General features: G+C 59.5%; 17 protein-coding genes and 4 tRNA genes. 9 read left to right on the plus strand and 12 right to left on the minus strand.

All coding sequences use genetic code 11. The annotated features are described in order from the left end of the window. Positions 1 to 25: 25 nt before the first annotated feature. From A7317_RS18600 to A7317_RS18645, 10 genes are all read right to left on the minus strand, one after another. Positions 26 to 1900, minus strand: a complete 1875-nt coding sequence (locus A7317_RS18600; protein WP_024076270.1) for a SurA N-terminal domain-containing protein — start codon at positions 1898 to 1900, stop codon at positions 26 to 28. 231 nt (positions 1901 to 2131) lie between these two features. Further along, positions 2132 to 2404 carry an HU family DNA-binding protein gene (locus A7317_RS18605; RefSeq protein WP_003174819.1) on the minus strand — a complete coding sequence of 91 codons (273 nt, stop codon included), beginning with the start codon at positions 2402 to 2404 and terminating at the stop codon, positions 2132 to 2134. Between the two features lie 148 nt (positions 2405 to 2552). Continuing rightward, positions 2553 to 4949: an endopeptidase La gene (gene lon, locus A7317_RS18610; RefSeq protein WP_069076552.1), complete on the minus strand. Its 2397-nt coding sequence runs from the start codon at positions 4947 to 4949 to the stop codon at positions 2553 to 2555. A 175-nt stretch (positions 4950 to 5124) separates the two neighbouring features. Beyond that, entirely contained in the window at positions 5125 to 6408 is a 1284-nt protein-coding gene (gene clpX / locus A7317_RS18615; RefSeq protein ID WP_010564906.1) for an ATP-dependent Clp protease ATP-binding subunit ClpX, read from the minus strand. 112 nt (positions 6409 to 6520) lie between these two features. Then, positions 6521 to 7156: an ATP-dependent Clp endopeptidase proteolytic subunit ClpP gene (clpP, locus tag A7317_RS18620; RefSeq protein WP_024076272.1), complete on the minus strand. Its 636-nt coding sequence runs from the start codon at positions 7154 to 7156 to the stop codon at positions 6521 to 6523. Between the two features lie 91 nt (positions 7157 to 7247). After that, positions 7248 to 8558 carry a trigger factor gene (gene tig / locus A7317_RS18625; RefSeq protein ID WP_024076273.1) on the minus strand — a complete coding sequence of 437 codons (1311 nt, stop codon included), beginning with the start codon at positions 8556 to 8558 and terminating at the stop codon, positions 7248 to 7250. Positions 8559 to 8960: 402 nt separating this feature from the next. Continuing rightward, positions 8961 to 9036 (minus strand) — tRNA-His (locus tag A7317_RS18630). 77 nt (positions 9037 to 9113) lie between these two features. Next, a tRNA-Leu gene (locus A7317_RS18635) sits at positions 9114 to 9198 on the minus strand. Between the two features lie 56 nt (positions 9199 to 9254). Continuing rightward, positions 9255 to 9330, minus strand: a tRNA-His gene (locus A7317_RS18640). Positions 9331 to 9362: 32 nt separating this feature from the next. Continuing rightward, positions 9363 to 9439 (minus strand) — tRNA-Arg (locus A7317_RS18645). Between the two features lie 275 nt (positions 9440 to 9714). Here A7317_RS18645 and folD point away from each other — a divergent pair. The 4 genes from folD (at position 9715) to A7317_RS18665 (ending at position 14723) form a co-directional block, all read left to right on the plus strand. Then, on the plus strand, positions 9715 to 10569 hold the full coding sequence (gene folD / locus A7317_RS18650) for a bifunctional methylenetetrahydrofolate dehydrogenase/methenyltetrahydrofolate cyclohydrolase FolD (protein WP_069076553.1): 855 nt from the start codon (positions 9715 to 9717) through the stop codon (positions 10567 to 10569). Positions 10570 to 11008: 439 nt separating this feature from the next. After that, positions 11009 to 11932, plus strand: coding sequence for a D-alanyl-D-alanine endopeptidase (gene pbpG, locus A7317_RS18655; protein ID WP_069076554.1), 924 nt, complete (start codon positions 11009 to 11011; stop codon positions 11930 to 11932). Between the two features lie 210 nt (positions 11933 to 12142). Next, positions 12143 to 12532 carry a DUF2946 domain-containing protein gene (locus A7317_RS18660; protein ID WP_069077429.1) on the plus strand — a complete coding sequence of 130 codons (390 nt, stop codon included), beginning with the start codon at positions 12143 to 12145 and terminating at the stop codon, positions 12530 to 12532. Between the two features lie 103 nt (positions 12533 to 12635). Then, positions 12636 to 14723: a TonB-dependent receptor gene (locus A7317_RS18665; RefSeq protein ID WP_155766411.1), complete on the plus strand. Its 2088-nt coding sequence runs from the start codon at positions 12636 to 12638 to the stop codon at positions 14721 to 14723. A 30-nt stretch (positions 14724 to 14753) separates the two neighbouring features. Here A7317_RS18665 and A7317_RS18670 read toward each other — a convergent pair whose 3' ends face one another. Then, on the minus strand, positions 14754 to 16088 hold the full coding sequence (locus tag A7317_RS18670; RefSeq protein WP_069076555.1) for a sensor histidine kinase: 1335 nt from the start codon (positions 16086 to 16088) through the stop codon (positions 14754 to 14756). Next, a complete protein-coding gene (locus A7317_RS18675; RefSeq protein ID WP_024076279.1) occupies positions 16085 to 16744 on the minus strand; it encodes a response regulator transcription factor in 660 nt (219 codons plus the stop codon). Before A7317_RS18675 ends, A7317_RS18670 begins: the two co-directional genes overlap by 4 nt. Positions 16745 to 16875: 131 nt before the next feature. Between A7317_RS18675 and A7317_RS18680 the strand changes: the two genes are divergently transcribed. From A7317_RS18680 to A7317_RS18700, 5 genes are all read left to right on the plus strand, one after another. Next, positions 16876 to 17199: a PepSY domain-containing protein gene (locus A7317_RS18680; protein WP_069076556.1), complete on the plus strand. Its 324-nt coding sequence runs from the start codon at positions 16876 to 16878 to the stop codon at positions 17197 to 17199. Positions 17200 to 17281: 82 nt separating this feature from the next. Further along, complete coding sequence (locus A7317_RS18685; RefSeq protein WP_024076281.1) at positions 17282 to 17752, plus strand: DUF2271 domain-containing protein; 471 nt, start codon at positions 17282 to 17284, stop codon at positions 17750 to 17752. Between the two features lie 25 nt (positions 17753 to 17777). Further along, positions 17778 to 19958: a PepSY domain-containing protein gene (locus tag A7317_RS18690; protein WP_069076557.1), complete on the plus strand. Its 2181-nt coding sequence runs from the start codon at positions 17778 to 17780 to the stop codon at positions 19956 to 19958. Beyond that, positions 19948 to 20955, plus strand: a complete 1008-nt coding sequence (locus tag A7317_RS18695) for an FAD:protein FMN transferase (protein ID WP_069076558.1) — start codon at positions 19948 to 19950, stop codon at positions 20953 to 20955. The genes A7317_RS18690 and A7317_RS18695 overlap by 11 nt, the downstream gene beginning before the upstream one ends. Next, a complete protein-coding gene (locus tag A7317_RS18700) occupies positions 20952 to 21653 on the plus strand; it encodes a VIT1/CCC1 transporter family protein (protein ID WP_024076284.1) in 702 nt (233 codons plus the stop codon). The genes A7317_RS18695 and A7317_RS18700 overlap by 4 nt, the downstream gene beginning before the upstream one ends. Positions 21654 to 21657 lie beyond the last annotated feature (4 nt).

Here is a 21657-nt window from a genome sequence, read left to right on the forward strand (position 1 = left end):
CCGAGGGCTTTTGTTCAAACCGACATCAATACTTCTTGATATCAGCCTTGCTTTCCAACTGCTTGCGGTACGCCGCGAAGTCTTGCTGACCCACGCGGGAAGCGAGGAAGCGGCGGTATTGCGCCTTTTCTTCGTCCGATGGGGCGGCGGCTTCGTTGACACCATTCAAGCGCACGATCACCAGGCTACCGTCAGCCAGGGTCACGGTGGTGAAGGTCGGCTTGTCCTTGGCCACGGGCTTGGGCATGCGGAACAGCGCTTGCAGAACAGCTGGGTCAATCGTTTCCTGGCTACGGGTCGCCGCTTCAGTGACTTTCCAGGCCTGGCCATCGACTGGCTGGTTCAGCGGAGTCTTGCCATCACGCAAGCTGGCGATCAACTCGTCAGCGTGAGCCTTGGCAGCCGCGCTGGCGCGTTCCTTGGCCATCTGCGTACGGATCGCGGCCGCAACGCTTTCCAGCGGCAGTTGCTTAGGCTTGAGGTGCTCTTTGGCACGCAGCACGATGATGGTTTCCGGATCCAGCTCGATGGCGGTGCTGTTGGCACCCTCATCCAACACTTCCGGGCTGAATGCAGCGGTGACCACGGCACGGTTGGCCGCAATGCCTTCGCCACCTTCACGGCCAAATGGCGCGGAGGTGTGCACGGTCAGCTTGAGGTCAGAGGCTGGCTGGGCCAGGTCGGAAGCTTCGAATGCCGCATCTTCCAATTGCTTGGTCGCTTCGACGAAACGCTGCTCGACCTGCTGGGTCTTGAGTTCGCGGGTCAGCTTGTCTTTCAGGCTGGCAAATGTCGGCACTTGCGGTGCCTCGACACCCAACAGCTTGATCAGGTGCCAACCGAAGCTGCTGCGTACCGGCGCCGAGACCTGATCCTTGTTCAATGCATACAAGGCAGTCTCGAAGTCCGGATCGTAAACGCCTGGGCCGGCATAACCCAGGTCGCCACCATTGTTGGCCGAACCTGGATCCTGGGAAAACTCCTTGGCCAGGGCTTCGAACTTCTCGCCCTTGGCCAGGCGCGCCTGGATTTCCTCGATCTTGGCCTTGGCTTGCGCCTCGCTGACCTTGTCGTTGACTTCAATCAGGATGTGCGCCGCACGACGCTGTTCAGCGAGGTTGGCGGTTTCTTTCTGATAGGCAGCCTGCAGGTCTTCGTCCTTGACGGTAACCTGGTCGAAGAAGGACGACTTCTTCAGTTCCAGATAGTCGATGACTACCTGGTCCGGGGTCATGAATTCCTTGGCGTGCTGGTCATAGTAAGCCTTGACCTCGTCGTCGGTGAGCTTCACCGCCGCAGGGTTGGCCTTGATATTGACGGTGGCGAAATCGCGGGTCTGTTTTTCCAGGCGGGCAAATGCCAGTACCTCGGCGTCGGTCACAAAACCGCTGCCGGCGATGCCTGCGCGAACCTGGCCGATCAGCATTTCCTGGGTCAGCATCTGACGGAACTGCAGACGGCTGTAGCCCAGTTGACGAATCACTTGGTCAAAGCGTTCGGCACTGAATTTGCCGTCCACCTGGAATTCCGGCGTCTGCAGGATCACCTGGTCCAGTGCCGCTTCGGAGAAGCCGAACTTGGAGTCAGCCGCACCTTGCAGCAGCAGCTTGCGATCGATCAGGCCCTTGAGGGCTGCATCGCGCAGCAATTTTTCGTCCAGCAGGGAGGCATCAAAATCCTTGCCCAGCTGTTGCATGAGCTGACGACGTTGCATGTCGACGGCCTGGCTCAGTTCGGTCTGGGTGATTACTTCACCGTTGACCTTGGCCACGTCCTGCTTGGTGTTGGTCGAAGCCTGGAAAATGGCCTCGATACCGGTGAACGCCATCAATGCGACGATGATCCCGATAATGGTCTTGGCAATCCAGCCTTGTGAATTGTCCCTGATATTCTGCAGCATGCGTCCCCCAGAAACGGTTGAACTTCAAAATTAGGCAACCGTGGAGCGTGGGTAGAGTCCGGATAGAAGAAAGGCGCATCCGAGGATGCGCCTTCTCGTAACTGGCGGAGCGGACGGGGGTTTGAACCCACACCCCCGGCGTGGCGACCCAATGGATACGTGGGTCAGCTTCCGCTCCGCTGCCAGGCCAGACCTGCGTCGGACCCGGGTAGGTAAAGGCTTGATCGAAACTTAGTTAACGGCTTCTTTCAGGGCTTTACCGGCTTTGAAACCTGGTTTTTTGGCAGCAGCGATTTGCAGTGCTTTGCCAGTCTGTGGGTTACGGCCAGTGCGAGCTGGGCGGTCAGTCACAGAGAAAGTACCGAAGCCTACCAGTACCACCGAGTCGCCGGCCTTCAGAGCGCCAGTGACGGATTCGATTACTGCGTCCAGCGCACGGCCAGCAGCAGCTTTCGGGATATCAGCGGATGCGGCGATAGCATCAATCAGTTCCGACTTGTTCACTCTAAGTCCCCTTATATATCTATTGAGTATGATTCTAAGTTTTTTGGTGAAAGCAAAAACCAGTGCTGAATGGCCTACAGACACTTAAGAGCCGCTTTATAACAAGGGCTCTAAAAAGCTGTCAAGGAAGCCCCCAGGCTTTAACGCATTAATGCGTGCTAATTCTTTCCTTGGAATCAGACTCGCGTTTTTCGTCCTTCGCGACTATCTCCGGAGCCACATCCGGCAAGGGCTCCGGCGCGTATTGCAGCGCAATTTGCAGGACTTCGTCAATCCATTTAACCGGTTTAATCTGAAGATCTTGCTTGATATTGTCAGGAATTTCCTTCAAGTCGCGAACATTCTCTTCAGGAATGATCACCGTCTTGATTCCACCCCGATGTGCAGCAAGCAATTTCTCTTTCAGGCCACCGATAGCCAATACCTGGCCACGCAGGGTAATTTCCCCGGTCATGGCCACATCGGCGCGCACGGGAATGCCGGTCAGGGCCGAGACCAGGGCCGTGCACATGCCTACGCCTGCGCTAGGGCCGTCTTTAGGGGTCGCCCCTTCCGGCATGTGGATGTGAGTGTCGTGCTTCTCGTGGAAGTCCAGAGGGATCCCCAGGCTTCGGGCACGACTGCGCACCACGGTCTGGGCAGCGGTGATGGATTCGACCATCACGTCACCGAGGGAACCGGTCTTGATCAGTTGGCCCTTACCCGGGATCACCGCGGCTTCGATGGTCAGCAACTCGCCGCCCACCTGGGTCCACGCCAGGCCAGTCACCTGCCCGACCTGATCCTGCTGCTCCGCCAGGCCGTAACGGAATTTACGTACGCCCAGGAAGTGCTCCAGGGAGTCGGCGGCAACCTTCACCGAGAAACGTTTTTCCAGCGCATGTTCCTTGACCGCCTTGCGGCAAATCTTCGCAATCTGGCGCTCAAGTCCCCGCACGCCGGCCTCGCGGGTGTAGTAACGCACCAGGTCGCGAATGGCCTCGACTTCGAATTCGATCTCACCTTTCTTCAGGCCATTGGCCGAAATCTGCTTGGGCGCGAGGTATTTGACCGCGATGTTGATCTTCTCGTCCTCGGTGTAACCCGGCAGACGAATCACCTCCATCCGGTCCAGCAAAGCTGGCGGAATGTTCATGGAGTTGGAGGTGCACAGGAACATTACGTCGGACAAGTCGTAGTCGACTTCCAGGTAATGGTCGTTGAAATTGTGGTTCTGCTCGGGGTCGAGCACTTCGAGCAAGGCCGACGCCGGATCGCCACGCATGTCGCTGCCCATTTTGTCGATTTCATCGAGCAGGAACAGCGGGTTGCGCACACCCACCTTTGTCATCTTTTGAATCAATCTTCCTGGCATCGAGCCAATGTATGTGCGGCGATGACCACGGATTTCGGCCTCATCACGCACGCCACCAAGTGCCATGCGCACGAATTTACGGTTAGTGGCATTGGCAATGGACTCGGCCAGGGAGGTTTTACCCACGCCCGGAGGCCCAACCAGGCACAACACCGGACCACGAATTTTCTTCACGCGCTTTTGCACGGCGAGGTATTCGAGGATGCGCTCTTTGACTTCTTCGAGGCCGTAGTGGTCGGCGTCAAGAATGTCTTCAGCGCGGGTCAGGTCCAGACGCACTTTGGTCTGGGCCTTCCACGGCACCTGTACCAGCCAGTCGATATAGGACCGAACCACAGTGGCCTCGGCCGACATCGGCGACATTTGCTTGAGCTTGTTCAGCTCGGCATTGGCTTTGGTCAGGGCGTCTTTCGGCAGGCCAGCGGCATCGATGCGTTTTTTCAGCTCTTCGATTTCGTTGTGGCCTTCCTCGCTGTCGCCGAGCTCTTTCTGAATGGCCTTCATCTGCTCATTCAAGTAGTACTCGCGCTGGCTGCGCTCCATTTGTTTCTTCACACGACCACGGATGCGCTTCTCGACCTGCAGCAGGTCGATTTCGGCATCCAGCAGCGCCAGGACGTGCTCGACACGGGCGGACAGGTCGATGATTTCGAGAATGTCTTGCTTCTGTTCGATCTTCAGCGCCATGTGCGCGGCCATGGTGTCGACCAGGCGGCTTGGCTCATCGATGCTGTTGAGGGACGACAGGACCTCCGCCGGGACTTTCTTGCCCAGCTGCACATATTGCTCGAACTGCGAAAGCAAGCTGCGTACAAACACTTCAGATTCGCGCTCAGGGGCCTCGGCTTCGTCGATCAGCGCCACTTCCGCGCGCAGGTGGCCGTCCACCTCCATGAAACGCTCCACCGCGCCGCGTTGCTCACCTTCCACCAGCACCTTGACGGTGCCATCCGGCAGCTTGAGCAGTTGCAACACAGTCGCAACAGTACCGACGCGATACAAGGCATCTTCACCTGGATCATCATCAGCAGGATTTTTCTGGGCCAACAGCAGGATCTGCTTGTCGCCCGTCATCGCAGCCTCGAGGGCTTCGATAGACTTCTCGCGCCCCACGAACAGCGGGATAACCATGTGCGGATAGACGACGACATCACGCAACGGCAGGAGAGGCAATTCGATGGTTGTCTTCATGATTTCGCCTCTATGACAGTTGAAAAGTAAGCTTGAAACCAAGATGGGGGCTGCATGCAAAAAAAACAAGCTTATTGCCAGCAGTTAAACGCAGGAAAACCGGTACAGCCAAAACGCGTCCTAAAAACTAAGGGGCCCCTAAAGGCCCCTTGTTTGTAAAGCAACTGCAAAACGCTTACGCGTCTGGCGCAGCCTTGGCAGCAGGCTCACTGTTTTCGTAGATATACAGTGGCTTGGACTTACCTTCAATAACGCTTTCGTCGATCACCACTTTACTCACCTCGGATTGCGAGGGGATTTCGTACATGGTGTCGAGCAACACGCCTTCGAGAATCGAGCGCAGGCCACGCGCACCGGTCTTGCGCTCCAGTGCCCGCTTGGCCACCGATTTGAGTGCATCGGTACGGAACTCGAGGTCTACACCTTCCATTTCGAACAGCTTGGCATATTGCTTGGTCAGGGCGTTTTTCGGCTCGGTGAGGATCTGAATCAGAGCAGCCTCATCCAACTCGTCCAACGTGGCCAGGACCGGCAGACGGCCAACGAATTCCGGGATCAGACCGAACTTGACCAGATCGTCAGGTTCAACTTCACGCAGGGACTCGCCCACCTTCTTGCCTTCTTCCTTGCTGCGTACCTCTGCACTGAAACCAATGCCGCCACGGGTGGAACGGTTTTGAATAACCTTTTCCAGACCGGAGAACGCACCGCCACAGATGAACAGGATGTTACGCGTATCAACCTGAAGGAATTCCTGCTGCGGATGCTTGCGGCCGCCTTGTGGCGGTACGGAAGCAACCGTGCCTTCAATCAGCTTCAACAGTGCCTGCTGAACGCCTTCACCGGAAACATCCCGGGTGATCGACGGATTGTCGGACTTGCGGGAAATCTTGTCGATTTCGTCGATGTAGACAATACCCATCTGGGCCTTCTCAACATCGTAGTCGCACTTCTGCAGCAGTTTCTGAATGATGTTCTCGACATCTTCACCCACGTAGCCAGCCTCGGTGAGGGTGGTGGCGTCGGCGATGGTGAACGGAACGTTCAGCAGGCGAGCGAGGGTTTCTGCAAGCAGGGTTTTACCCGAGCCTGTAGGTCCAATCAGCAAGATGTTGCTCTTGCCGAGTTCGACTTCGTCGCCTTTCTTGTCACGCTGGTTCAAGCGCTTGTAGTGGTTGTACACCGCTACGGCCAGAACCTTCTTTGCACGCTCTTGACCAATCACATACTGGTCAAGGATGCCGCTGATTTCTTTAGGCGAAGGCAATTTATGCGCGCTGCTTTCGGCCTGGGCTTCCTGCACCTCCTCACGGATGATGTCATTGCACAGGTCGACGCACTCGTCGCAGATAAAGACCGAGGGGCCGGCAATCAATTTGCGTACTTCATGCTGGCTTTTGCCACAGAAGGAGCAATAGAGCAGCTTGCCGTTGTCCTCGCCGTTGCGGGTGTCAGTCATTCGTTCGATCCAAATCCGATAGGCTTGCAACACAAGATGAAGGCTTATGCGGGCTTTTTCAAGCCCGCCGGTGATCGGACAAGCCGACCAGCCCTATTTTGAGCAGCTTATATTAAGCGGGGCGCTTTTCGATCACTGCGTCGATCAACCCGTAATCACGTGCCGCTTCGGCACTCATGAAATTGTCACGGTTGGTATCACGCTCGATTTCTTCCAAGGTATGCCCGCTGTGCTTGGCCATCAGCGTGTTGAGACGCTCACGAATAAAGAGGATCTCCCTGGCATGGATTTCGATATCCGATGCCTGGCCCTGGAAGCCGCCCAGTGGCTGGTGAATCATCACACGCGAGTTCGGCAGGCAGTAACGCTTGCCTTCGGCACCAGCGGTCAGCAGGAATGCGCCCATGCTGCATGCCTGGCCGATGCAGGTGGTCGACACGTTCGGCTTGATAAACTGCATGGTGTCGTAGATCGACATGCCCGCAGTCACCGAACCGCCCGGCGAGTTAATGTAAAGATGGATGTCCTTGTCCGGGTTTTCCGCTTCAAGGAACAGCAGTTGCGCACAGATCAGGTTGGCCATGTAGTCCTCTACAGGACCCACCAGAAAGATCACTCGCTCCTTGAGCAGGCGCGAGTAGATGTCGTAGGCGCGTTCGCCACGAGCGGACTGCTCGACAACCATCGGGACCAGGCCGCCTGCGGCCTGGATATCAGAGTTCTGCTGAATATAGGAATTACGGAACATGCTCTGCAGTTACTCCCAAATAGTCATGTCTTGAAAACACATAAGCCAGCGCGAGGCTGGCTTATGGTTGTATTTCGAACGAGTTGGGCAATCAGTCGGCTTGTGGTGCTTCGACCGGTTTGACTGCTTCTTCGTAAGAGACCGATTTATCGGTCACCTTAGCCTTCTGCAGAACAGTATCCACAACTTGTTCTTCCAGCACAACCGAACGTACTTCGTTCAGCTGCTGGTCATTCTTGTAGTACCAAGCCACGACCTGCTCAGGCTCCTGGTAGGCCGAAGCCATTTCCTGGATCATTTCGCGAACGCGGTCTTCGTCAGGCTTGAGGTCGAACTGCTTGACCACTTCAGCCACGATCAGGCCCAGCACGACGCGGCGCTTGGCCTGCTCTTCGAACAGCTCGGCCGGCAGTTGATCAGGCTTGATGTTGCCACCAAATTGCTGAACAGCTTGTACGCGCAGGCGATCCACTTCGTTGGACAGCAGGGCCTTAGGCACTTCGATCGGGTTGGCGGCCAGCAGACCGTCCATCACCTGATTCTTGACCTTGGACTTGATGGCCTGGCGCAGCTCGCGCTCCATGTTCTTGCGAACTTCGGTGCGGAAGCCTTCGATACCGGTTTCCTTGATACCGAATTGAGCGAAGAACTCTTCGTTCAGCTCTGGCAGCTTAGGCTCGGAAACGCTGTTGACAGTCACGGTGAACTCGGCGGCTTTGCCAGCCAGGTCCAGGTTCTGGTAGTCAGCTGGGAAAGTCAGGTTCAGGACGCGTTCTTCACCAGCCTTCGCGCCAACCAGGCCGTCTTCGAAGCCCGGGATCATGCGATTGGAGCCCAGCACCAACTGAGTACCCTTGGCGGAGCCGCCGGCGAATACTTCGCCATCAACCTTGCCCACGAAATCGATGTTCAGCTGGTCTTCGTTCTGGGCGGCACGGTCGGCCACTTCGAAACGAGTGTTCTGCTTGCGCAGGATTTCCAGCATGTTGTCCAGGTCCGAATCGGCCACTTCAGCGCTCAGGCGCTCGATAGCGATACCGTCGAAACCGGCAACGGTGAACTCTGGGAACACTTCGAATACGGCAACGTATTCCAGGTCCTTGCCGGCTTCCAGGGACTTAGGCTCGATCGACGGCGAACCAGCCGGGTTCAGCTTTTGCTCAACAACGGCTTCGTAGAAGGAAGCCTGGATCACGTCACCTACCGCTTCCTGGCGCGCATCAGCACCAAAACGGCGCTTGATTTCGCTCATTGGCACTTTGCCTGGACGGAAGCCAGCGATCTTGGCCTTTTGGGCAGTCTGCTGCAGACGCTTGTTGACCGCAGTCTCGATGCGCTCTGCCGGCACGGTGATGCTCAGGCGGCGCTCGAGAGCAGTAGTATTTTCAACAGAAACTTGCATGGATATTCCTCGTTGCACAGACGTTAGCCGGCCGTTTCCGACCCCAGAATCAAGGGCATGCATTCTAGTGGGTCAAACTCAAGAAGTCACCCTACTGGAAACGGGTAAAAAAACAGCAGGCAATTTATCGGTACGAATGCACGAATGCAGCTCGCCCCGGTGACAAATAACAGCCAATCACGCCAGGGCTCTGCGCCAACCCTTCTATATATAGAAGAAGTCGCCGATCATCTCCCTGACAGCCCACCCCACGAACAGGGCAGGCAAGCAGTGCAGCATCATCGAGATACATAAATACGACGAAACGCCCCGCTCTTGCGACCCAGCACCTACAGCCGCCGGGTACTCGAACCGCTAAAACAAAAAAGGCGCCAGACTGTTAAATCTGGCGCCTTTCGAATATGGGGTGGACGAAGGGGATCGAACCCTCGACAACGGGAGTCACAATCCCGTGCTCTACCAACTGAGCTACGCCCACCATATTGCGTTAACAAAGAAACCAAACCACTTCTTTGTTGAGCCCTACCCAGCCTGTCGGCTGCGCATGGCTTTAATTGGTGCGGATGAAGAGACTCGAACTCTTACGCCTCGCGGCGCTGGAACCTAAATCCAGTGTGTCTACCAATTCCACCACATCCGCGCTTGAAGCTCTTAAAGCAAAGGCGCCAGATGATTAATCTGGCGCCTTTCTAAATATGGGGTGGACGAAGGGGATCGAACCCTCGACAACGGGAGTCACAATCCCGTGCTCTACCAACTGAGCTACGCCCACCATATAGCGCTACTTGTGCCAAAGCTGCCTAATGGCGCACCCGGCAGGACTCGAACCTGCGACCATCCGCTTAGAAGGCGGATGCTCTATCCAGCTGAGCTACGGGCGCCTGATTAATCTGTACTCTTGGAGGATTACAAACTAAGTGCTTCCAGCGTTGCAGAACAGCAATTCTGCTCGACCTTCTTAACCAGTGCTAGGCTGTGCCCGACAAGTGCGACGAATAGTATAGAGGCCCCGGAAACCCGTCAAATCTTTTTTAAAAAAAATTCATTTTATTTAAGGGGTTAGGCCAATTTGCAGACCAAGCGCCTTTGCCCTCACGCCTTGGCGTGCGAGAATGCGCGCACTTTTCTTCCCCCTCTCGATGGTTAATCACGCGTAATGACTGCACAACTTATCGACGGCAAATCAATCGCCGCCAGCCTGCGCCAGCAGATCGCCAAACGCGTCACCGAGCGTCGCCAGCAAGGTCTGCGCACGCCGGGTCTCGCGGTGATCCTGGTCGGCAGCGATCCTGCCTCTCAGGTTTATGTCTCGCACAAGCGTAAAGACTGTGAAGAGGTCGGCTTTATCTCCAAAGCCTACGACCTGCCTGCCCACACGACTCAACAGGCCCTGACCGACCTGATTGACAGCCTCAACGACGACCCGAGCATCGACGGCGTCCTGCTGCAATTGCCACTGCCTGAGCACCTGGACGCCTCCAAGCTGCTGGAGCGCATCCGCCCGGACAAGGACGTCGATGGCTTCCACCCGTATAACGTCGGCCGCCTCGCCCAGCGTATCCCGCTGCTGCGCCCGTGCACGCCCAAAGGCATCATGACCCTGCTCGAAAGCACCGGTGTCGACCTCTACGGCCTCGACGCCGTCATCGTCGGTGCTTCCAACATCGTCGGTCGCCCGATGGCCATGGAGCTGCTGCTGGCCGGCTGCACCGTGACCGTGACCCACCGCTTCACCAAAGACCTGGCCGGCCATGTCGGCCGCGCCGATCTGGTCGTGGTCGCCGCCGGCAAGCCAGGGCTGGTGAAAGGTGAATGGATCAAGCCAGGCGCCATCGTTATCGACGTCGGCATCAACCGCCAGGAAGACGGCAAGTTGGTCGGCGACGTGGTGTACGAAACCGCCCTGCCCCGCGCCGGCTGGATTACCCCGGTGCCAGGCGGCGTTGGCCCGATGACCCGTGCCTGCCTGCTGGAAAATACGCTGTATGCGGCGGAAACCCTGCACGCCTGACCCTCTGGCGCGCTGAACAAAAGCCCTGCCTGATCGCAGGGCTTTTGTTTTTTTGATCACCCGTCAATAAAGCTGCTCTCCTCCCCCCTCCCAAAACGCCACGGGTTGTTGAAGTCAGCCACATAAAGGACTCGCCCGAGCATCCTGCTCAATAGCTAGCCGCAATGCCGGGTTTCTCGATTCTTCGACATCCTTTTCACCCTCCATCGACGGGAACGGGCGCAACTTACCCCCACTCCTTTGAAGAACTCCATTAGGCCCGCCCGCAAGCGGGCCTTTTTTTTCCGCGGGTGGATACAAACCCAACCAATCATCGGCTTACAGCCTTTATTTAAAGGCTCTCTATCGTTTTCTGATCCATACTCTTAAAATGTAACGTCATTTTTCATATAACCCGTTGCAGAACGGTATTTCCTTACTTTTTAGCGAGTTCATCCGCGTGAAAATTCGTCTCTCTCTCGTCAGCCTATTGTTTGCTTTCACAGGCACCTTCGCGCAAGCCGCCGAAACCACCCTGGCGCCGCGTGACACCTCCAAACTGCAAATTGCCTCCGGCAGCGCCATGCTGGTCGACCTGCAAACCAACAAGGTGATTTATTCCAGCAACCCGGACGTAGTGGTACCCATCGCTTCCGTGAGCAAGCTGATGACCGGGTTGATCGTGCTCGAAGCCAAGCAAAACATGGACGAGTACATCGACATCAACATCAAGGACACCCCGGAAATGAAGGGTGTGTTCTCCCGGGTGAAAATCGGCAGCGAAATGCCCCGCAAAGAAATGCTGCTGATCGCCCTGATGTCCTCGGAGAACCGCGCCGCCGCCAGCCTGGCCCACCACTACCCAGGCGGCTACCCGGCCTTTATCGCAGCGATGAACGCCAAGGCCAAGGCGCTGGGCATGACCAGTACCCATTACGTCGAGCCCACCGGCCTGTCGATCCACAACGTGTCGACCGCCAGGGACCTGAGCAAGCTGCTGGCCTATGCGCGCAAATACCCGATGCTGAGCCAGCTGAGCACCACCAAGGAAAAAACCGTGGCGTTCCGCAAGCCCAACTACACCCTGGGCTTCTCCAACACCGACCACCTGATCAACCGCGCCAACTGGGACATCAAGCTGACGAAGACCGGCTTCACCAACCAGGCCGGTCACTGCCTGGTGCTGGTAACCAGCATGGGTAACCGCCCAGTGTCGCTGGTGATCCTCGACGCCTTCGGCAAATTCACCCACTTCGCCGATGCCAGCCGCATTCGCAACTGGGTCGAAACCGGCAAGAGCGGTTCGGTGCCGGATGTGGCATTGCGCTACAAAGCCGATAAGAACCTGAAGAACCGCGCCAACGCGGCAGAGGTTCGGCGCTGAACCAACCCGCCAGGACAAGGTGTCACCTTGGCGGATGCCCCGACTCGCTCGGGGCATTTTTTTGTCCGATAGACACACAAAACAGACTTTTGCGGGGGAGTCGGTCGCCCCAGGCAGTTGCCTGATCTGCGGCAAAATAGCGCACGAATGCGCTTTTACTTTGCGCAGGAACTGCCGCTAAATGTTCATCCCTTTCAGTCGACGTCTTTCATGGCTAGCTTCAAACGCATAAGCCCCTGGATCGCCTGCCTTGCCGTGCTGCTCAACATGCTGGCCATGCCGCTCGGCCGTGCCCTGCAGCCGCCGGATATGGGGCTGTTGCTATGGGGCGGATTCTGCTCGGGGGGCACCTCGCAGGCATTACCTCCCAGCTTGAGCAAGCTGATCGACCCACTCCAGTCAGCCCCGTCCAGCAGCCCCATGAAACACAGCGATTGCTGTTGCGGCCATGCCGGGCTGGCGGCACTGCCCTCCGACTACTATCGACATTTCCTGCCGCGCTACGCGCTTGCCATCGCCCTCGTCAACCCTGAGCTGCCGACGCTGCACCCCAGGATTCGCTGGCCCAGCCTGAGCCCACGCGCCTCCCCCACCGCCTGATCGACACCTGCACCCACCTAGGTGAGGTGCGCTCTTCTTTTTCACCGCCCCCTGAGGTGGTTGAACCCCTTTGAAGTGTCTTGTTTATCAGGAAGTGTGCGTTATGCCTGCTCCATTGACTTTGCCGTGCGCAAAGCGCGTTTGCGTGTCCCGATCCCTATGGCCGCTCCTGTCGGTCGGTTTGTTCGCCATCAACCCGCTGCCCCTGGTTTTGGCCGAAGCCAGTAGAACCGAAGACTCAACCCTCACCCTCGGCACCGTCACGGTCCAGGGCGCCACCGGCAGCAATGGCCCGCTGAGTACCAGCAGTGTGCTCAGCTCAGTGGATGTGCTCGGCGCCGATATCCTCGAAAAAATGCCGGTCAACTACAGCTGGGAGTTGTTCAGCCGTGCGCCGGGGGTGATGCTCACCGAATTCAACCAAGGCACCACCTCCGGCAAGATTTCCTTTCGCGGTTTTAACGGCGAAGGTGAAGTCAACGCGGTGAAGTTGCTGATCGACGGCATTCCGAGCAACAGCAACGACGGCAATATGCCGTTCATGGACATGATCTTCCCCCTGGAGCTGGACAGCATAGAAGTGGTACGCGGTACCAGCGATGCGCGCTACGGCCTGAACAACATCGCCGGTAATGTGAACATGCTGACCCGCACCGGTGGCGACTACACCAAGGCACGTATTCGCTATGGCAGCTACAACACGCAGGAGACCCAGCTCGCCAAGGGCATCGAAAGCAGCAACTGGACGCAGAATTACTTCTTCGCCTACCAGAAATCCGACGGTTACCGCGATCACGCCCAGGCAGACAAGTTTTCCATGGCCGGCAAATGGTTCTATACCCCGGACGACAACCGCTACCGTATCGGCCTGATCGCCCGTCACTACGAAACCGAGGCGCAGGAACCCGGCTACCTGAGTGAAGAGGACGCCCACCAGCACCCGACCATGACCAACAGCTACAACGCCACCGACAAAGGCACGCGGCGGATGAACCAGCTCAGCGTGCACTTCGACACCGAGCTGTCCGACACCTTGGCCTGGGCGGCGAAAACCTACGTCAACACCTTCGACGACCGGCGCTGGACGCAATATTGGCGCACCAGCGCCCAGCAAGAGCGCGATGCGTACGAAACCCAATACGGCGCCCTCACCTCCCTGACCTGGCGCCCTGAAGTCAGCTGGCTGTATGACTTCGCCCTGGAAGGCGGCGCGGACATGCAGCAGCAACACAACAAAAGCGAGCGCTACCGCACCAAGGACCGGGTCCGGCAGGCCCAAACCCGTGACCAGCAATTCGACTTCGATACCTACGGCGCCTACGTGCAGGCCGAGATCAAACCGTTCGAGTCGCTGAAGATCATCCCGGCCTATCGCGTCGATAAGATCCAAGGCGACTTCACCAACGAAATGACCGGCCTGGACTACGCCATCAATGACTATGGGCTGATCAAACAACCCAAGCTCAGCGTGGTGTATTCACCGTGGGACGTTGCCAGCGTCTATGCCAACTGGGGCCGTACATTTCAGGTGGGTACCGGTGCCGCGGCCTACAAGATTCCGCCAAGGGATACAGATCTCGCGCCGTCCATCAACGAAGGCTGGGAAACCGGCATCAAGTTCACGCCCGCCGATTGGATCGACGGCCGCGTGGCTTATTGGCAACAAAAGGCCAGTGGCGAAGTCAGTCGTCGACTCAACGACCCGAGTGGTGAGTCGGATAACGTCGGCCAAACCCGGCGCTGGGGTTACGACGCGCAGGTGAACCTGCACCCGAACGAGCGTACCGATCTCTGGATGGCCTACGCCTGGCAGTACTCGAAAATACTCCAGCCCAGTTCAACCTTGCCCAACAGCAAAGGCCAGGAGATCGACCACATCCCTCATCACCTGTACAACGCCGGGGTCAGCTACAAGGCGACCCCCGCCCTGCAATTGACGGCGTGGATGAATGGCCAGACGAATTACTACCTTGAACGCGAAAATACCCGGGGGACTTACGGTGGCTACGTCCTGATGAACCTCGGCGCCAGTTACCGGGTGACCGAGTCGGTCAGTGTCGATCTGCAGCTGAAGAACCTTACCAATCGCTACTATGAATACGTCTGGTACGACCCGGACGGTGCCCAGGCTTCGCTGCATTCACCCGGTGACGGGCGGGCGTTGTATACCGGCGTCAGTGTGGATTTCTGAGGCAAGCAGTCGCTGGGGCTCAGTCAACGTTCAGGTCGGCAGGCGCAAAAACTGAACGTTGACTTCGAACCCGTCATCCCTGCCGGCTGCGGGCGAAGCCAGGGTCATACGCGCCTTGACCCCTTGGACGATGGTCTTGGCAATGGCCAGGCCGAGCCCTGTGCCGCTGGCTTCGCTGCTACCGCGCACAAAACGCTCGGTCAGGCGCTGTAACACTGGCGCAGGCACAGCCGGCCCGCCATTGACCACCCGCAGCAGCGCCTGGTCCGTCAGGCTGACTTCAACCGGTTGGTCCACCGCCCCATACTTCAATGCATTCTCGATCAGGTTGCGCAGCAGAATACCGAACGCGTCCGGGTCAATCGCCGCATACACACTGCCCTGGGTAGGAAGCTGCAAGCGGATGCGCTGACCGCTGCTGCGATTCCATTCATCGACCCCATGGGCCAGCAAGGGGATCAGGTCCTGGGGCGCCTCGGACAACAGCCCGCCGCCCTCGGCCTTGGCCAACTGCATGAGCTTTTCCGACAGCCGTGCCAGCTCGCGCAATGAGTTTTCGATCTTCGCCGCACGCATGCGTAATGGACCTTCCGGCGCTTCCTGGCGCAGGCGCTGGATCTGCGCCAACGTCGCGGCCAACGGGGTGCGCAATTCATGGGCACTGTTGGCGGTGAAGCTACGCTCGGCCTCCAATGCCTTGCGCAGGCGCTCCAACAGGTGGTTGACCGCGTCGGCCAACGGGTCGATTTCTGCCGGCAACCGCGCCACGCTGATCGGCGACAAATCCCCCACCCCTCGGGCTTCCACGGCACGGCGATAGGCCAACACGCTACGCAGGCTGACGCGTACAAACAGCCAAGTGCCCAACAAGCTGATGGGGATCAACGCCAATAGCGGCAGCAACAAAGCAAACAAGGCTTCCCGCGCCGCCTCGCGGCGATGCCCCAGCGGCTCGGCGATCTCAATGAACAACGTATTGCGCAGCGCACTCGCACCATACAGCCGGTACTTTTTCGTGGTAGAGAACCCTTCGCGCGGCGAGTCGTTGAATATCTTCGGGTTGGCGTCATGGGACTGCATCAGGATCTGGCCCTGGGCATCACGCACCAGGTAGGTCAGATACTCCTTGTGCATCTTCAAGGTTGCGATGTGCTGGGCGGTGCGCGGTTCTTCGCGGTTGCTGATTTCCAGCACGGCCAGGGGCAGGATGCGTTGTGCGGTCTCTTCCAGGGCACTGTCGAACGCTTCGTTCAACTCATGTTGCACCACCAGCCAGGCGCCGACGGTCGCGCCCAGCCAGAGCAAGGTCATGCCCAGGGTCAGTCCCAGGCCAAGGCGCCTTTGCAGGCTGATCGGCGACTTCATACGGTCATCAACCGATAGCCCATGCCGCGCACGGTTTCCACCAGCTCACGCCCCAGTTTTTTACGCAGGCGGCTGATGTAGACCTCGATGGTGTTGCTCTCGATTTCGGCGCCAAAGGCATACAAGCGCTCTTCGAGCTGCGACTTCGACAGCAACGCCGTAGGGCGCTGCACAAACGCCTCGAACAGCGCCCACTCGCGTGCCGTGAGGTCAATGGTGACGCCGGCGCGCTGCACGGTGCGCGCGTTCATGTCGACCTGTAATTCACCGAGCCTGATCAGCGGGTTCGGGTTGCCGCTGTAGCGGCGGGCCACCGCGGCCACACGGGCCGAGAGTTCAAACAGGTCGAACGGTTTGACCAAGTAGTCGTCGGCGCCGGCATTCAGGCCGGCGATGCGGTCGGAAATCTGGTCCTGGGCGGTGAGGATGATCACCGGGGTCACGTTGCCAGCCGAACGCTGCTGGCGCAAAAAGTCCAGCCCGCGACCGTCAGGCAACATCAGGTCCAACAGAATCAGGTCATACGGCGTGGTGCGCACACTGGCGCTCGCATGCTCCAGTCGCTGCACCCAATCGACGGCGTGGCCGTCATCGGCAATCTGTTCGCGCACCGCCTCGCCCAGCCCAGGTGCGTCCTCGACCAATAAAACGCGCATCTGGCACCTCCTCTGATGGTTGTCGTGCAGCACCCTAGCGGCCTTACCTGACGTGAATCTGAAGATTCAGCCGGTTGTCAGGAATGCCCCCTAGGGTATGCCGCACAGGCCCATCGAATCGGAGATAGATCATGAAACCCGCTTTTATTGCCAGCACCGCCCTGCTGAGCGTCCTGCTCGGCGGGTACGCCCTGGCCGATGATGACTGCCGCGAGCCGGTCAACGACTGGCAACCGCGCGAAACCTTGCGCCAGCAGGTCGAGCAGCAATACGGCTGGAGCGTGCAGCGCATCAAGGTCGACGACGGTTGCTACACGCTCAAGGCCACCGACCGCAAGGGCAATGCGATCGAAGCCAGCTACGCACCCGCCTCGCTTCGCCTGCGCAAACTGGAAATCCATTTCGGCGACAACGGCGACGCACGGGATTACCTCGACCGCCCTGGCGCTCAATGAGCCTGACGCGTTCCAAGGCTTTCAGGTTGCTGTCAGCCAGCAGGTCCAGGCTTTCGCCACAACGCTCAACCAGGACATCCCCATGAAAACACTCTTCGCTGCAACCTGCCTCGCCGGCGCCCTTGCTCTCCCGAGCCTGGCCCAGGCCCGAGAAGTCACCCTGACCACCCAGCTCAAGCCCTACAGCGGCAACGGTGCGTACCTGGCGATCTATGTCACTGACGCCAACGGCCAGTACCAGAAAACCCTTTGGGTGGCCGGCAAGAAAGCCAAGTACTACCGCCACCTGAGCGACTGGGCCCGTGGCAGCGGCATGAACCCAAGCGAGTTTGACGGGCTCAGCGGCGCCAGCGTCGGCAGCGGCGACACCCTCACCGTCAGCGTTGAACTGGCCGACACCTTGATCGATGCCGGGTATCAGATCCGTATCGACAGCGCCGTGGAAGACAAACGCGACAGCCGCGCCGACGTCAGCGTTGCCCTGACATCGAGCGGGTCGAGCAAGCCGGTCAGCGGCAACACTTACGTCGAGTCGTTTACCTACGCCCTGTAGTACTCGCCACTTCTGGAGGCTGAACATGCTTCGCCAGTTCCACTCACTGCCCGGACTGATCGCCGCCCTGCTGGTCATGATCATGGCCATCAGCGGCGCAGTGTTGTCCGTCAACCCAGCGCTGGAACGCCTGCACAGCACGTCAATCGAGGCCGGGCAGCTCAATGTCGGCCAGTTGGCCGGGCGCATCGCCCAGCATTTTCCGGGGGTGGAGCAGATTCAGCGCACCGCGTCCGGGACGTTGATCATCTACTACACCCAGGACGGCCAGGCCGCTGCGCAAACGGTCGATCCACTGACGGGCGAGGGCCTTGGCCCCTACGAACCGTCGGCCGTTTCGCGCTGGGTCAAAGACCTGCATCGCTCGCTGTTCATGGGCATCGCAGGGCATGGGGTCGCGGGTATCGGCGCGTTTTTCATGCTGATTCTTTGCGTGTCTGGCGCGCTGTTGCTGGCGCGCCGCCTGGGCGGCCTGCGCAACCTGTTGCGACCGCTGCGGGGCACGTTCAGCCAACGCTGGCATGCCGAAGTCGGGCGCCTGGCCGTGCTTGGCCTGTTGCTCTCGGCCCTGACGGGGCTCTACCTGTGCGCCACCACCTTTGGCCTGATCGCCGACGGCAGCCAGAGCGAGCCGGCCTTCCCGACCGCCATCAGCGCCGGCGTGGCGCAACCGGTGGCCAACCTGCAAGCCTTGCAGGCCACCGACCTGAATGACCTGCGCGAACTGGTGTACCCGAGCCCCGGTCACCCGCAGGACGTGTTTTCCCTGCGTACCGCTCAGGGCGATGGCTACGTGGACCCGGTCAGCGGCGCGTTGGTGTCTTATCAGGCCCATGATTCGCTGCATGACCTTTACCAATTGATCTATCAATTGCACACCGGTGAAGGCCTCTGGTGGCTGGGCTTGTTCCTTGGCCTCTGCGCCCTCAGCGTGCCCCTGATGAGCGTGACCGGCATGCTGCTCTGGTGGCGCCGCCGCAAGGCCGGCCCGCGTATTCGTCATAACAGCCCTGCCCACGCCGCCGACAGCGTGATTCTGGTGGGCAGTGAAAACAACACCACCTGGGGCTTTGCCAGCACCTTGCATGACGCGCTGCACCAGGCCGGCCATCGGGTGCATAGCGCAGCGATGAATGAATGGACAGGGGATTACCGCAGCGCGCAGCGGGTATTGATCCTGACGGCCACTCATGGCGACGGCGACGCGCCCGCCTCGGCCACACAGTTCCTCAAACGGCTGGAGCAATGCGCGATCAAACCCGGCCTGCCTTTTGCCGTACTGGGTTTTGGCGATCGACAGTTTGCGCAGTTCTGCCAATACGCCCACGTCGTGCAGGCCGCCATGGAGCAGGCCGGCGGCGTGGCGTTATTGCCACTGGAGAGCATCAACCGCCAGTCCTCCCAGGAGTTCATGCGCTGGGGCCTGGACCTGGGTGAAGTCCTCGGGCAGGCGTTGAAACTGGTCCACAACCCCGAGCGACCACGTACCCATCAACTGGTACTGGCCGAATGCACTGTCTATGGCGAGCAAGTACAGGCACCGACCCACGTCCTGCGGTTCAAGGCACCCGGCGGGCTGCCGCGTTTCCAGGCCGGCGATCTGGTCGGCATCTACCCGCCGGGCAGCCCGTTGCCACGTTTTTATTCGCTGGCCAGCAGCCGTGACGATGGCGTACTGGAGATTTGCGTGCGCAAACACGAAGGTGGGCTGTGCTCAGGTTTCCTGCATGGCCTGGCAATCGGCGCGTCGATCGAAGCCTTTATCCAACCCAACCCGCAATTTCGCCCGGCGTCGGGTGCACACCCGGTGATCCTGATTGGCGCGGGTACCGGCATTGGCCCCCTGGCCGGTTTTATTCGCAACAACAAGGCCAGGCACCCGATGCACCTGTATTGGGGCGGGCGTAACCCGGCGTCGGATTTCCTCTATGAACCGGAGCTCAACCGTTACCTGGCCGACCACCGCCTGACCACGTTACGCGCCGCGTTTTCCCAAGTGCAGGACCGCAGCTATGTGCAAGACCGGTTGATCAACGATGCCCTGGCGTTGCGGCGGCTGATTGAAAAAGGCGCCCAGGTGCTGGTGTGTGGCAGTCGCGAGATGGCCAAAGGCGTGATGCAGGCCCTGGATGAAGTACTGGTGCCACTCAACTTGAGTGTGCAAGCCCTCAAGGCACAAGGACGCTACCGTGAAGATGTCTACTGATAGCCAACGCTACAGCCTCAATGGCGAGACCATGGGCACGCGCTACAGCGCCGTGTTCTATGCCGAGGCGGGCCTCGACATCGAGGCGATCAGCCGCAGCCTGGCCCAGGCCGTGGAGCGGGTGGACCAGCAAATGTCCCTCTGGAAAGCCGATTCCGACCTCAATCGCCTCAACGCCGCCCCCGAGCAGACCTGGCTGCCGGTGCCCAAGGAACTGGCCAGCGTGTTGGCGACAGCACTGCGGGTCAGCCAGCAATCCGCCGGCGCCTTCGACATCGCGGTCGGTGACCGGGTCGAGGCCTGGGGCTTTGGCCCTGGCGCCCCCACGATCACCGCACACAACGTCGACACCCTGGCGCCACGCCCCCGCCTGAGCGCCCACGCGGGGTTGACGGTGGACCTGCAACGACATCAAGTGCGCAAACACGCGCCGCTGCACCTGAACCTCAACGCGATCGCCAAAGGCTTTGGCGTCGATGAACTGGCACGCTGCCTGGACGGTTTCGGGCTGACCCGCTACCTGGTCGGTATCGACGGCGAAATGCGGGCCCGAGGCGTCAAGCCGGATGCCCAACCTTGGGTCGTGGCCATTGAAAAGCCGTGCCGGGGCCGGCGGGAAGTCATGGGCGTGATGGAGCTCTGCGATGCGGCCATCGCCACCTCTGGCGACTACCGGCACTGGGTTGACCTCGAGGGGCGACAGTGTGCCCACACCCTTGACCCGGCCACTGGCGCGCCCTTGTGCAATACGATCGCCGCCGTCACGGTGGTAGCCGCCTCGTGCATGCTTGCCGATGCCTGGGCCACGGCGTTGATGGTGCTCGGCGAGATCGAAGGCCCACGCCTGGCGCAGGCGCGCGGCATGGACGCGCTGTTCGTGCTGCGCGAGGGTGACCAACTCAAGGAAATATCGATTGTCGACGGCATTCTGCAGGCGCAGATTGAGAACCGTCCGATCCAAACACCGCCCACGAACACGAGTCCCGCTCAACCATGAAATTCATGCACCGGCACACCGAGTCCCATCGCAGTGATCGTATCGGCTGGCTGCGCGCCGCAGTCCTGGGGGCCAACGACGGTATCGTCTCCACCGCCAGCCTGCTGATCGGCGTCGCTGCCGCCAACGCTACCCACGCTTCGCTGCTCGTCACCGGCATGGCCGGGTTGGTGGCGGGCGCAATGTCCATGGCGGCCGGCGAATACGTTTCCGTGCATTCCCAAGCCGATACCGAGCGGGCCGACCTGTCACGGGAACGGGCGGAGCTGGCGAGCAACCCGAAGGCCGAACATAGCGAGCTTGCCCACATCTACATGCACCGCGGGGTGTCACCCGAACTGGCCCACCAGGTCGCCGATCAGTTAATGGCACACGACGCCCTGGGCGCACATGCCCGTGACGAGTTGGGCATCAGCGAGGCACTCACGGCCAAACCGCTGCAAGCGGCACTCGCCTCGGCCGCCAGTTTTGTGGTCGGTGCCGCATTGCCACTCGCGGTAACGGTGATCGCGCCGCCCCACAGCGTGGTGCCGTGGATATCCGGCATGTCCCTGCTGTTTCTGGCCAGCCTGGGCGGCGTCGCGGCCAAGGCCGGCGGAGCAAGCATCATCACCGGCGCTTGGCGAGTGACCCTGTGGGGGGCACTCGCCATGGGCGTTACGGCGACCGTAGGAGCGCTGTTTGGCGCGGTGGTGTAGGTGG

The sequence above is a fragment of the Pseudomonas fluorescens genome (assembly GCF_001708445.1).
GTDB classification, from domain to species: domain Bacteria; phylum Pseudomonadota; class Gammaproteobacteria; order Pseudomonadales; family Pseudomonadaceae; genus Aquipseudomonas; species Aquipseudomonas gorinensis.